The following is a 13,742-nucleotide window of genomic DNA, read 5'->3' as shown; positions in this document are numbered from 1 at the left end:
TTTTCGAAACCCATCGTCGCCGTTGATGTAGGCCTCAACGGCTGTGATTTTGAACTGCACGGAATACTTGCCCATTGGAAACACCCCAAAAGTCAGGATCTGTGTCCAACTTTTGGGGGTCAGTTCACCCTGTAGGAGCTGGCTTGCCAGCGAAAGCGTCATCACTGCCAACAATGATGCTGACTGATACGCGGCCTTCGCTGGCAAGCCAGCTCCTACAGGGGGGGTTGCGTCGTCTGGTCGGTGCGGGCTTGCCCGCAGCGCGGTTTTGATCGAAACTGCGCACCTCGTCCCCCGCGGCGACCCTGGATCAGCAGACAGGGCATCACTGAGCTGGCAACCCTGAACCCAATTTTCAGAGGAGCCGGCCACTATGCCTGCGACCCGTACCTGGTTAAAAAACCCCCTCGCAACCTTCACGGCCAATGATCTCGATGCCCGTGGCGGCCTGGTGCTGCAAGACGGTTTGATCGTCGAAGTGCTCGCTGTCGGCCAGCAACCTTCCACACCCTGTGGACAAGTGTTCGATGCCCGCGAGCATGTGATCCTGCCGGGGCTGATAAACACCCATCATCACTTCTATCAAACCCTGACCCGCGCCTGGGCGCCGGTGGTCAACCAGCCGTTGTTCCCGTGGCTGAAAACCCTGTATCCGGTCTGGGCACGCCTCACCCCTGAAAAACTCGCCCTCGCCACCAAAGTCGCGCTGGCCGAGCTGCTGCTATCCGGCTGCACCACCGCTGCCGATCACCATTACCTGTTTCCGCAAGGCCTGGAAAATGCGATCGACGTGCAAGTCGAGAGCGTTCGCGAACTGGGCATGCGCGCCATGCTCACTCGCGGTTCGATGAGCCTCGGCGAAAAGGACGGCGGCCTGCCACCCCAGCAGACCGTGCAGGAAGGCGAAGTGATCCTGGCCGACAGCCAACGCCTGATCGCCGAGTACCACGAGCGTGGCAATGGCGCGCAGATCCAGATCGCGCTGGCGCCCTGCTCGCCGTTTTCGGTGACGCCGCAAATCATGTCGGCCAGTGCGGAACTGGCCAATAAACTCGACGTGCGCCTGCACACTCACCTGGCGGAAACCCTCGACGAAGAAGACTTCTGCCTGCAGCGTTTTGGCCTGCGCACCGTGGATTACCTGGACAGTGTCGGCTGGCTCGGCCCGCGTACCTGGCTGGCCCACGGTATCCATTTCAACCCGGATGAAATCGCCCGTCTCGGCGCGGCGGGCACCGGGATTTGCCATTGCCCGAGTTCGAACATGCGCCTGGCCTCCGGCATCTGCCCGACACTGGACCTGACCGCTGCCGGCGCCTTGCTCGGCCTGGGCGTGGACGGTTCGGCCTCCAACGATGCGTCGAACATGATGCTCGAAACCCGTCAGGCGCTGTACATCCAGCGGCTGCGTTACGGCGCGGAAAAGATCACCCCGCAGTTGGTGCTGGGATGGGCCACCAAGGGCTCGGCGCAATTGCTCGGGCGCACGGACATCGGTGAACTGGCGGTGGGCAAGCAGGCGGATCTGGCGCTGTTCAAGCTCGATGAACTGCGTTTCTCCGGCAGTCATGATCCGGTTTCGGCGTTGTTGCTGTGCGGCGCGGACCGGGCGGATCGAGTGATGGTGGGTGGCAAGTGGCGGGTGATTGACGGGCAGGTTGAGGGGTTGGATCTGAAAGGGTTGATTGCGGATCACAGTCAGGCCGCTCGGCAGTTGATTGCCGGCGTCTGACATAACACCAATCAAAAACTGTGGGAGCGAGCCTGCTCGCGAAAGAGGCCGGATCATTCAACATTGATGTTGAATGTCAGTCCCCCTTCGCGAGCAGGCTCGCTCCCACATTGGTTTTGTGGTGGGGTTAAAGGCCCAGCAGCGACAACATGATGAAGGTCGCAAACAATACAAAGTGGGTCATCCCTTCGATGGCATTGGTTTCGCCATCGTTGAGGTTGATCGCGCTGACGATCAGGGTGAGGAAGACCATCACGGTCTGCACCGGGGTCATCGCCATCTGGAATGGCTGGCCGGTGTAGAGCGCCATCGCTTCCATCACCGGCACGGTCAGGATCACCGTCGACAGCGACGCGCCCATGGCGATGTTGACCACCGACTGCATGCGGTTGGCCAGCGCCGCGCGCAACGCCGTCAGAATTTCCGGGGCCGCGGAAATCGCCGCCACCAGGATCGCCGTCATCACCGGCGGTGCGCCCGAACCTTCCAGCCCCAGGTCGAGGGTCTTGGACATCACTTCGGCCAGTGCACCGATCACCACCACACCAAACACCAAGGTCCCGATGCTCAATGCCAGATTGATCGGCTCCGGCTCTGCGGTCGGTTCCTTCTTGCGACGTTTTTCCGGGTAGCTGTAGCTGAAGAAATAGCTGTGCGGCCCGACCTGCATGCGCAGGAACAGGGTGTAGAGCACGACCATCGCGCCGATGGTGAAGGCCGAATAAAGCTTCCAGTTCGCCTCGGGAATGAACTCCGGCACCACCATGGACACGCCCATGGCGGTGAGGATCATCACGCTGTAGCTGCGCGCCGAATCATCGTTGTAGGACTGTTCGCCATGCTTGATCCCGCCCATCAACGCAGCCAGGCCGAGGATGCCGTTGATGTCGAGCATGATTATTTTGTAGACACGAATTTCAGTGTCAAATTGGAATCGCTAAAGTCCCCGCCGCACCGCCCCTCGGAGGTCAGTCAGCCGGTCGAAGAAGCGCAATGGCGAGTTTTGTGACTCGTAAAAAAATGGCCAAGCCTATTGCATTTAACAGTATTCCACAGGCATACTCTTAAAAGGTATTTTGACTTTTTGTCAATCTGGTATGAAAATCAGATTTTTGACAGGAGTTCTCTGTGCCTTCGCCAACGATTCCCTCCCGCTTTCCGGCATGTCCCCCCTATCAGGTATCCACCCCCTTTGCTGCCCGTCAAGCCGAGTGGGAGAGCAGCCGGTGACGATTACCTACCATTACGATCAAGCTCGCCACGCCTGCATTTTCAAAGCTCCAAGTGAAACCAACGGAAAAGGGTTCCGAGATTTTAAATGTGAAATCGCATCCGGATTGACTTGGCTTGAGTTTCAACCCTATGCCAGAACCCTCGCTAAACACTGCAAGTCAGAAAGGCCGGATACGATCATTGGGCTTGTAGAAGTCTTAAAACAGCAGCAACGCTATATCGAATCAGACACAATTTATTTGCCCACCAACGTTGACGAGTGGGATGAATTCATTATGGGCCACTTTGAGTTCACTTTGGATTACTTGGGGCCTAAAGGTACTCGGAACCCTAACAGCCGGATAGCGAAATGGTCTGCAACCGCTCTTTTTTATCGACGTTTGAAATCTGACAGCGTCGTTCCTCTAGATGTATACGTCCCGCCCGCCCGTTTGCTTGACTCGAATATCGAGCCAGAAATCAGCCAGCCCCTCGGAAAACTCACGGAGCAAATCACATCGAACACCGGGGCATGGCATAAACAGTCTCTTGTAAGCAGAGACCTGTGCCTAGACGAAGATGAATTTTTAAGTCGGATCTCCAATAGTCTAGTACATGCAATTGACGCCACTACAACTGGATGTATCGAATACTTCGACAAGCTCAAGCGAGCACACACCCTTGGCAGAAAATTAATCTCAAGGGTCAACAGAGGTGATTTGATATCCAGGATTAAGAACAATAACTTTTACTGTAACGGCAAGCATGTGGCTGATCCTACCAGTGAAGATGGATTATCATGGTTTTTAGCTGCAGCGCTCTACTACTTGACCGAGACGCCACATCTCAATGCAATAAGCTTTGTATCTTTTAGCAAAATAGCGTTCTTCAAAGACATCACCAAAAAAGCTGGACAAAGAAAACTCACAAAGCTTATCAGCGATCAAATAGGCGAGCTGGGCATACAAACGACAAACATAAACGAAAACCTGTCGCGCCTTCTCGGACAGATTTCCGCCAGAGATTGTGCAGCTGCGGCATCAATCCTTATCATAGACCAGCCTAAATTCACCTCCATGGGAATTCAATCAGCCAAGATTGTTTTGTCTAATGGCAAGCCCGCGATTGAAACACAGGTTGACGATACCTCTCTTTTATTCACGGTAGAAAAGCCTAGAGCTGACAAATATCAGTCAGAATTGCTTAGCACTCGAAGCGCGGAGATTTTCATCTACATCGTTGAGTGCACCAAGTTGATCCGCGCCAAACTCAAAAAGGCAAAAGATCCAAAGCACCGGTTTCTCTTCCTTACCGCAACCAGGGATGGAATCTTATGCCCTGGAAACATTGATAACATCATGCAGGCAAATGGGCATACCCTTTATGATGAAATCGCCCACCACTTAGAAGGTCGCAACATTGATCGAGAGACCTTCAGCCTAGGCTCGCTCAGGGTGACGCAAGGGCTGATAACCTATTTCCATACCGGAAGCCTATACGCGGTATCAAGGAAGCTCGGCAATGCGAAACAGACCGTCAAATCAAGTTACATCCCTGATTGGGTGCAAGAGCGTCGGTATATATGGCTTATTAGAGCCTTCCAGGCAAAACTGGTTTTGCTGGCCACTGTAAATAAACCGTGGCACTTCAGCGCAAGTGATTTCCTTACCGAGTCCGACCTCAAAAGGTTTATATCCCAACAACTGTCAAAGAACAAGCGCACTGATGCTTTTTCACAGCACTTTCGCAAAGAATTTTCTACAGCAGATTTAGGCCGTTCGAATATCTTCAGCATTGCCAATGCAAGCCTTGCCTTCAGCATTGATGAGAAGTCTCTTAGTGCGCTTTACATACTGACAGATCGTGCAGCGAAAACGATGACACCCGAGGAGCTCGAAAAATTCGACCCCGAACTGCAAACGTCTATGGGGAGTCTCATCGACCTTAGAAGCCTGATCTCAACAGCAGCGGAAGGGAAGTTCAGTTCAGAAGCAGACAAAATGCTTGCCGCTGCGTTGCATCAGGGATCAAGACTCGAACTTAATATGACTCACAACGCGGCTCTGCGTCACGCAGCAGAAGATTTGGGCAAAGAAATCCACCTTCGACGCACGGTGAACACCAATGGCCACCCGTAATTTTCCTGCATATGCAGACCCTGACGGTCTTCTTGCTGCACTCAAAAAGCAGGCTAAGAGAAGTCTTTCTGCAAAAAGCCAACAGATCCAACTATCGGCCTGGTGGCTTGTTAAAGGAGGGCTTGGCGCCGATGTTTGGCTTATTAAAGAGCGTGACGATGCACCACTACCGGAAATCGATTTCAGAGTCAGGCTCCCAAATAACACACTCCTGACATCCCCGGAAAATGTTAAATGCCTAGTAGTAATCCAGCGTATTTTCTTTGCTATTCGCAATGGCCACGTGGCTAGAAAAGCAAACCAGGCGACCTGCCTCAGATTGCTAAAATGGTTATTTAAACTGACAGAGTGGGTCTACCTAGATGAGGAGAAGTTCCGTCCACGAGAATTCGCATTTGGCTTGATTGATGACGAGGCGATTGAAGCTTTGCTAGACATGCTCAGCGAAGGTTCTTGGAGTAGCGCTCTGCGAATCACCCCTAGATCCCTGGATCTCATCCATAACCTCACGTACGGTTACCCAGCTCCGGACTCTTATCACCATACCCCGTTAGAGCTACCATCGGAGTTCGTATCAGATGCAAAGGCCGCACTCCAAAAGCTAGGCTATTACACCGGGGTAAATGGCATAATTTCTCGAGCCAAGCTATCTCAGAAACTCTCAAGCCCTATTTTTAATGGCGATACGAAGCTAAGACTGTTCCTAAAGCAATTTGAGCCAGAACAAAGTCAGTCCAGATTTTTAGTACGCGCCAACAACACAATTAATAAACACATCGACTCACGATCTGCAAAACTGTCTGAAGCTGGCTCCAAAGAAACTTTTGAAAAAACTTTCGGAACTCATCTAGATCAACTCTATGCCTTCATGCAATCCAAGCACATTGACCCCGATAGTTTTCCAGCGCTTGAGATCGACAAGGTAGCGCTGCGCGAATACAAGTCCATATACTCTGACCGCCTCGCGGTCAGCAGGCACACTCCTAAAATTCCATATGGCATCGGCATGCATGTCCTTGGGTCAGCCATCGAATGGGTTGTTCTTTACGGGAATGCTTTTGTAGATATGGCCATTCATGCGGCTCGGGAAGTTGAATCTGGCACGCCATTGCCCGAGCTAGGAAAAAATATTCGAAACTGGGCTGCCAAATATACTACGGCAGAATACCCTGGATATCCCTCTACCCCCCTATGCGAAGCTCTTAATATCAACAGACTCTTGGTCGACCCTAAGAACCCCTCAAATAGATCCTTCGCATATCATCTTTCGGCGTTTATTGGCAGCTGCGCGGTTCTTATAGGCATGAACAAGCCTATAAGACAGCAAGAGCTAGCGTCAATTAAAAGATCGGGGCTATCAACTCGTAGTGCCACATCTACGCCTTTCAGTGAATTATCTGGATCGACACCAACGGGTCTAACGGAAGAACTTTATGAAAACGCTGTATTCGACACAGGTGCCTTTTTAACTCACATCAACAAGAAAGCAGGCGCTGCCGGACTAGAATCCAAGATAAGTCGCCCAATACCTTACATCGCTGCGGTAGCGGTACAATTACTACAGAGATTGGGTGATGGTCTTTCTACTGCCTACAAAGACTCATCAAACAAAAACGATTTGCTTTTTTACTTCCCTAGCCTAAGAGACTTCTCCCTAACGCAGCACCGATTTCTTCATATTAGGATTGACGATGCACTGATCCGATTTTCCGACGCGATCAATGTACCCATTGAGCGAGACGGTACAAGATGGTATGTCAGGACACATGAGATGCGTAAATTTTTTATTTATACCATGTTCTACCATGAAACTGCATATTCTGCGGATGCGATCGGATGGTGCGCAGGACATTCGTCAGCTAAAGAAATTGACTCTTATCTTAACGCCAATGGCTTTCATGATGAAATTCTGGAGATACAAACTGAATCCGTTGTAGAAAAACTTCTTGCTCATGAATTTTCCAAGTCCGCCACCACTGACGCACGAGGGCTTTGTGAGCTACATAAAAGCGTGCTAAATCAGTTTGGCGTAAAAACTATCAAATGCTTACCCCAAGTAAAATTTCATGATTTTGTCCGCCGTATGATATTTGAGCGAAAAGTTGAAACTATTGGGTATACCGTAGTTAGGGAAATGCTGGACGGTTCAATTCTTGATACCGACATCGCCATCAAATTCGGGGATAAAGCTGATGCGAAATACGTCCCTCGCTAATGTGATCGCTCGCCACAAGTGGCTTCTCCAAGTCATGGGCGAGGAGCTACACATCTCCAAAGACAGCCTATGGGCGTTTCGCACGATAAAAAGCTTTTGCCAACTTGAGATTGCAGGCAAATTTCAGACTATTTCACTCAACACCATCAAGTCCATTTGTAAACAAGGCTTGATCCCAAATGTATACGCCCCAGCTTTTAGCTCTCAATGGGAATACTTTCTCGATCTCTATAGCAAAGTCCAGACCCTCGCTCAAGCGAAGGCAAACGCCAAAGCGTCAGCCATCCTGACAATCAGCGATGAGGAGAAAATCAAGCAAGCGCACCTCCAAGCCCAACTATGCACACTCGCGTTTTACAACCTGTTAAATGGAATGAATATTTTTCTAGAAACTCAAAATGATCTATCTGAGCTTTCAAAGGCTCGTTTGCAACGACAGATTGATATCGCGACCGAGCGATTTAAGTTTATTAGCTCGCCTAGCGAGGCAGGCGCTAAAGAAATGTCTATTGTCAGGGCGAAGAAATGACAAAACTTTACCTATACTATGAGGACGTTATTCTTCCTCCTCGCCAGCTATTCAAAGAGGCTACCTCTGGCCATCGGCTTCATGCTGATATCAAAAAACTTTCTCACATGACTTTGTGCTACTGGCCTAATGGAAAACCATGCACAATGGTGAATATTTGGTTACAGGAGCAGTCTTATCGTTCAACAGGGGATGAAACGCTAATAACTTATGCGTCCCTAATCAGTCCATTGATTGAGTTCTGCTATACCACGAAGCTATCCTTCGAGGACTTGTCTGACATTACTTTCATCGCATTTATTGCAAATCTAAAACTTCGCAGTGGCCGCAAAGGTGGTTCTTCCAAGGTTTCAAAAAACCATATAGCCGCAATTGTCGACAGGACGTTAAGCTTCTTAAATTGGCTCCAAGATAACCTTCCTCAATCCCTGGGATTGATCGTTGGAACCGAATCGCAAAACCCGCAGATAACAGTAACCGAGCATTATAATAAACATAGTGGCCGTTGCTATCTTAAGCACATAGCATCCCCAGAAGTAACTGCTCAGTTCAAAGCTAAAAGACCAATCCCAGAAGAGGCTATTCAGCTGATCAAAGATGAAATATTTAAGAAGCGTAGCTTTGTCTTCCATCATAAATTTAATCGATTTGGGAAATCCGCTGACTCGTCCTTAGCCGCGAAATACCTTGAAGCCAGGCGTAATTTCAGTGTTTGGTTTCTTGAGCGTACTGGGGGTAGGCCAAGCGAGCTTTGCAAATACTTGGCTCCTCGTAAGGAGGATTACAATTCCACAAGCGTTCTTATTCTTCCTGTCGCTAAAAAGAGGAAGAGGAAATGGCCTACAAGAAGTTTCGCCCTTACCGAATATGACATTACTGAGATAGACTCATATATAGACTGCCGCGACAAATACATTGCTCATTTGATCGAGATCGGCGTGATCACAGATCCGCCTTTAGCAATGATCCTAACAGAGAGCGGCACTCCTCTATCGGCCCGTTCGCTACAAAAAGATTTCTCAAGGCTGGTACAGAAGGCCGGCCTAACTTCACAAGCAATTAGTATGAGCCTCTTTCGACATCGTTTCATCACACTCCACATACTTTTAGAACTCAAGGATGAACTGGAGAGCGATGGCAAGCTGACGGACATATGGGGCGAGGCTGTACGTCGTAAGATATGTGATCGTGTAGCAGAGAAAACAGGCCATGCTAATGGTGATTCTTTGCATCCATATTTTGATGCAATGTTCTCTCTACGTAAGGCCACAGGAGAAAAATCTGCGGTAGAGCGGAGCAACGATACGGAGTCGGCTATGCATACTTTGACTCGCCTCCTGTACGCATCAATCCGAGAAGGAATTGCGATCGATGACAAAATCGGAGCCTTCATCAATGAAATCGCTGATTACATGGAATCCCATGCCGCATGATTCCTAAGCACGTTGCTTAATTTCAGCATCAACAACTGGAGAAGGCAGCACAGACGAGCGTGCATATTATTCGTCAATATGTGCGCGAACTTGCCTGGAAATCTGAATTGGAACGGGTATCTCAGAGGATGGGGCACCCAAATTTAAGGGCGACGCTTGAGTACCTACTGTTGCCCTAGCTGAATTCTGATAACTAGGCACGGGCCTGTAAATCCGGTTTTTTGGATACCAAGTGTGATTCTTGACATACCCCTGTGGGGACGGCTGTCGTGAACCAAGCCGCTCCCAAAGTGGGCGTCTTGGCCCTCCCGGGCTTTCATCCTCACGTCTGCGCGCTCCGCTTGCTTTGATCATCTTCACAGGCCTACAGAAGGAGCTTGCAAGACATCCTTGCGTATTGGCAGGTACAGAGCAATCACTCAGGCGGACTTTCGTACAAGCGCGATACCCTCTTTTATCTGATCTGTGGTGCGCAGTAATGCATCACCCCATATTTTGTCCCCCCACAAAAAATTATCTACTCGGGCTCAAGGTTTTCCAAAACGAACCGTTTGTCATTTTATGTACACGGTGAGACACAGTTTTGAACCCTCCAACGATTGCATTCATCCAATGCCTCCAAGGCGCTATATCGTTTTCCGAGACGATCCAAGGCAACCGCCAGCGGAGAGCTTGGGTGCGACCGATCAATTACATCGAGCCATCCGACTCCCCTTCAGCATTTGACAAAGCCGCAGCCTACGCTGAGGGCTATGCGCAGGCACTCGTAGACGGCGAACAGATCGGGGCATCCATTGACCTCGATCTTCTAATCATCGCCACGATGGATGAATGGCGACGCCATCGTATTGACTTAAATATTCCGACTTACCTGTAGCACCTCACTCCATAGGAAACCCATGACCTCCATCTTTCAACGCTACACCGATGACGAAACGTCAGACTTACGCATCCAAATGCCTCAACGAATTTTGGCCACTACAATCAGCCACTACCCAATCGATGTCCTTGCATTTCACCTAGAGAAATACTTGGTGGATCCATCCGCTGCACATGATCGTTCTCCATGGGCTGCGCGATTTGTTATGGGTATGCCGGTGCCAACCTGGGTGCGAGCGCTGGCGTGGAACTTAGGTCAGAAGTCCCGTTTTATTTCTGCTGTGTGGGCAGGAGCGGATTTGGGTAGCTATTTGACTAACGAATGGTGCGATTCGGCGAGTGTTGGTAGGACTTTGGCCGAAAACAGTGAGATCTTGATTGATGGGCAGCAACGATTGAACAGCCTTGAGGAATATTTCCTTGACCGGTTGGCGATTCCCGACGCGCAGGGACAGCCACGGATCTGGTCTGAACTTGGCAATGGCGAACGGAAACGGTTTTTGTCGACGATTTTTGCCCATGCGCGGGTTTCCTCTGCCGACGAGGTAGCGTTGCGCAAAACGTATGATCTTTGCGCAATGGGTGTGGTGCCCCGGTCATTCGATCAGCGCACTGTTCGGTAGCCATCCACGCTACAGTTGTCGTGGCATGCCCTTAGGGGACGGCTGTCGTAACCAAGCCCTGTCTACGACAGGTCTTGGCCCTGCGGGCTTCCATCCTCATGCTCTGCGCGCTCCGCTTGCCTTGTCACTCACGCGGCTGCATGTAGGTCGTCCATTTGATTCAATGGACAAGCGCTCCGGATATGCTAACGTGACCGCCTCGGCTCCCTAGTCGAGATCGGGCGGTCGGTTCGCCAAGGCGGTATAGCCACAGGGTGCTTCATCTCTTCTGCTTCATATGCATTCCGACAATAGTCAGAGGGCAGCCGACACCGCTGGCGAATTGGAGGATGCTATGCGCGTACCAATCTCTCTTGCCGACCTTCGTGTCAAATACGGCTTCAACCGTATCGTCAAAAAGCTGCAGCGCAATTGGCGCGGCACTCCTTCCCTATCCCTCGCATCTTCGCAAAAAATCCTTTCAAGGGGTCTGGGCTACGAAGATCTTCATGATCTACAAACTTCAGCTGATCAGCACGCCAAGAGTGTAGTTAGACCTACCCAAGATAAGGTCAGGGATGGGATCAGTACCTCCATCATTGCTTTCTGTCATTCGAGTAAAGTCACCGACATGAGCGAGCGCGACGTCGACCAGTTGGTAAGGGTGCTGCCCCTTCACGAACTCACCGTGTTCCAGACATCGCGTTCACAACAGGCCGGCGCTATAGCATCTCAGGTCTTCCTTGAGCTGCTCATGAGGCCAACCGATGACTCGGCTGGGCATATCAGTGAGGGTCAGTTGAAGCATGCCGCTCAGTCACGCGACGGTCTACATACCGAGCTTCTGAAGCGACCAGCAGATCCCATCAGCCAGGAAGATCTCAAAAGCTTTTGGGAGATTGTACAGCGCAAGGGCACACTTCATGACCAATGTTTGTGCCTGGGTTTGCTGCAAGGTATTCGTCCGTTTGAACTGCTAAACGCGAAAGCTCATGACGTTTTCACTGCTGACAAGCACTCCCTCTTTCGGATCAAGCGTTCCAAAGCTCATTGTCGTAGTGATCAGCTCCTCATGCCGCTAATCTTCGGCACCCTCGTTGGTGAATACGTGCGCCAAGCAGGCATTCCTCCAATCGGTTACCTCTTCCCTTCTTCGAACGACGCCAGTGCTCCAATGTCGCTCCAGCAGATGCATAGGATTATTGATGTCTATCTTCGGGAAGCCATAGTTAATCCATCTCAGAGGCGTGCGGGAATCAACCGTTCATAAGTGTCCTCGGATTGGGGATACTATGCTGAGCGTAGTGAAACAGCGGGCAGCTGGGAGTGCCAAGCAGCCTCACCGAGAGTTCGTGGGCAGAGGTCATTGACGAGTGAACACTCTTACCTGCTCCACAGACTGACCTCAATCCAATCAGAGATAAGGGCTAGGCGAATGGCATGGATTTTTTGGAAAGACAAACGCCCTGCCTGGGTGCAGGCAGAAGAGCGGGAGTTCATCAAAGCTGCGAACGGCCTAAAAACGCTTCAGACTACGCCTCGCGGCGGCATGAGAATCGACCCTGAAGAAATCAGAGATCAGATCCTAGCGGCACGAGAATTGTACAAAGACTTGGTTAAGAAATAGAGACACCGAATGGCCACCCGACTTGAAGCTTCAACCTGCGCAGATTGGCCATAGGACTACGAATTAGAGATGTCAGATGGAGTTCTGACTCACTGACACCATGGCCCCCACGTTGGTGGGTTCTCCACGATATCAATGGACGTACTGAGCTCGTCCTGCATGTGCTCAAAGACCCTATCAAGGCTTGGGTAGGCTTTCGACTCCCGCAGCGTGCTCACCAATTGCAGTAGCTCTCTGCCTTGGGCCACCGGCATCTGAATGTCGCAATACACGGTGTCGTCGTTCTCTTCCATACAAGCCTCAAGCTTGCGAAGTTCATCCTGGGTCATATTAGCTCCCTCCGGGTTGGCTTGCAGCTGAGAGACTGCGGTAATGGCGTGCCGCCTCACGCCGTCAGCCTCGCTGGCTTGCGCACTCCGCTTGCCCTCCGGTTCAAATACATTAAAACTGCGTTGCCTGGATGAGGATAAAATCAACAGTGTCGGCGTACCTGGACAGCAGATGGCACAGTTGGCCGTGCGAGAACGAATCAGTGAATAGATGTATCGAGCTTCCGGAGGAAGTGTGGGGAACTTGATAGCCTTAACACGGAACAACCTTCATGAGCTCGAAGCTATCGAGCGCCTCGCCGGATCTCTTGGTACCGACCGCTTCGGTGCTCTGACTTTGCAGTTAGCTTACGAATATCCAGTCAAAATCGAAGAACCCTACCTATCAATACCTAAACTGCGTCACAGCTCAATTATAGGCATGAGTGACTCTCCGTTTCAGGCGCTACGCGTCGTTTGTGAAGTCGTGATTAGCCGCGTTCCTGAGCTGCTGAAGGTACTGTCATACCGTCATCGGCACGAGAATCGCACGACTGTCCCCTACGGTCTTTGGTTAGCTCTTCTAGAGCGGGCCGATGGAGATCTGTCTCTCATTGAACCTACTAGCTCGCGTGCCGTTGCTGGGCGCTTGCCTAAAGATGTTGTTGCCACATGCTACGACCTGATCGCTAAAAACCAGGCGATGCTTGACCACGAGTTTCTACTCGCATGTCAGCTCGAAGGTTTATCAGCTAGCGAGGCCGTGGAGAGCTTAATCGCACACAGGTGGGTTACACGCGATAGTGGGCTAGACAAGTAGCCACACGCGGCATTCGCCAGGCGCCATCCTAGTAGGGCCAACACGGCCTTCTTGCTTTACCTAGAACCATCCTCGTTCGTCCTAAACCGCTCTATGGTTTTCCAAATGCGCCATCTCTACGTAACCGTCCGGGCAACACACCTTCCTGACACCGTCGCTTGAGGCGATGGTGTCCACCTAAATTTAAGTGGACACCATTTTTAGCCTTTTTAAGCGGACGCCTATGCCACAAGAACGCCGTTCCTAT

At 50.9% G+C, this 13,742-nt stretch carries 11 protein-coding genes and 1 pseudogene; 9 read left to right on the top strand and 3 right to left on the bottom strand.

Annotated features, from left to right (window positions below; all coding sequences use genetic code 11):
- Positions 1–207 (bottom strand): hypothetical protein (locus tag F8N96_RS35660; protein WP_224794178.1); only part of this gene is annotated, 207 nt, incomplete at its 3' end.
- Positions 208–373: 166 nt separating this feature from the next.
- On the opposite strand from F8N96_RS35660, the gene F8N96_RS34490 reads away from it, so the two are divergent.
- On the top strand, positions 374–1,732 hold the full coding sequence (locus F8N96_RS34490) for an 8-oxoguanine deaminase (RefSeq protein ID WP_150801591.1): 1,359 nt from the start codon (positions 374–376) through the stop codon (positions 1,730–1,732).
- A gap of 127 nt (positions 1,733–1,859) precedes the next feature.
- On the opposite strand, the pseudogene F8N96_RS34485 reads toward F8N96_RS34490, so the two are convergent.
- A pseudogene (locus tag F8N96_RS34485) lies at positions 1,860–2,642 on the bottom strand (calcium:proton antiporter); the annotation flags it as partial.
- Positions 2,643–2,958: 316 nt separating this feature from the next.
- Here F8N96_RS34485 and F8N96_RS34480 point away from each other — a divergent pair.
- The 8 genes from F8N96_RS34480 (at position 2,959) to F8N96_RS34445 (ending at position 12,367) form a co-directional block, all read left to right on the top strand.
- A complete protein-coding gene (locus F8N96_RS34480) occupies positions 2,959–5,082 on the top strand; it encodes a hypothetical protein (protein ID WP_150801590.1) in 2,124 nt (707 codons plus the stop codon).
- Positions 5,069–7,297 carry a hypothetical protein gene (locus F8N96_RS34475; RefSeq protein WP_150801589.1) on the top strand — a complete coding sequence of 743 codons (2,229 nt, stop codon included), beginning with the start codon at positions 5,069–5,071 and terminating at the stop codon, positions 7,295–7,297. Before F8N96_RS34480 ends, F8N96_RS34475 begins: the two co-directional genes overlap by 14 nt.
- Entirely contained in the window at positions 7,275–7,826 is a 552-nt protein-coding gene (locus tag F8N96_RS34470) for a hypothetical protein (protein ID WP_150801588.1), read from the top strand. The genes F8N96_RS34475 and F8N96_RS34470 overlap by 23 nt, the downstream gene beginning before the upstream one ends.
- Positions 7,823–9,259 carry a hypothetical protein gene (locus tag F8N96_RS34465; RefSeq protein ID WP_150801587.1) on the top strand — a complete coding sequence of 479 codons (1,437 nt, stop codon included), beginning with the start codon at positions 7,823–7,825 and terminating at the stop codon, positions 9,257–9,259. Before F8N96_RS34470 ends, F8N96_RS34465 begins: the two co-directional genes overlap by 4 nt.
- Positions 9,260–9,935: 676 nt before the next feature.
- On the top strand, positions 9,936–10,136 hold the full coding sequence (locus F8N96_RS34460; RefSeq protein WP_224794177.1) for a hypothetical protein: 201 nt from the start codon (positions 9,936–9,938) through the stop codon (positions 10,134–10,136).
- A 22-nt stretch (positions 10,137–10,158) separates the two neighbouring features.
- Complete coding sequence (locus F8N96_RS34455) at positions 10,159–10,761, top strand: hypothetical protein (RefSeq protein ID WP_150801585.1); 603 nt, start codon at positions 10,159–10,161, stop codon at positions 10,759–10,761.
- A gap of 334 nt (positions 10,762–11,095) precedes the next feature.
- The gene (locus F8N96_RS34450; RefSeq protein ID WP_150801584.1) at positions 11,096–12,010 is read left to right on the top strand and encodes a hypothetical protein; all 915 of its coding nucleotides are present in this window, start codon (positions 11,096–11,098) and stop codon (positions 12,008–12,010) included.
- A 165-nt stretch (positions 12,011–12,175) separates the two neighbouring features.
- Entirely contained in the window at positions 12,176–12,367 is a 192-nt protein-coding gene (locus tag F8N96_RS34445) for a hypothetical protein (protein WP_150801583.1), read from the top strand.
- An 89-nt stretch (positions 12,368–12,456) separates the two neighbouring features.
- On the opposite strand, the gene F8N96_RS34440 is transcribed toward F8N96_RS34445, so the two are convergent.
- Positions 12,457–12,696: a hypothetical protein gene (locus tag F8N96_RS34440; protein WP_412071839.1), complete on the bottom strand. Its 240-nt coding sequence runs from the start codon at positions 12,694–12,696 to the stop codon at positions 12,457–12,459.
- Positions 12,697–13,742 lie beyond the last annotated feature (1,046 nt).

Source organism: Pseudomonas fluorescens, from assembly GCF_902497855.1.
Taxonomy (GTDB): Bacteria; Pseudomonadota; Gammaproteobacteria; order Pseudomonadales; family Pseudomonadaceae; genus Aquipseudomonas; species Aquipseudomonas fluorescens_BI.
This window is presented reverse-complemented; position numbering and strand designations above follow the sequence as displayed.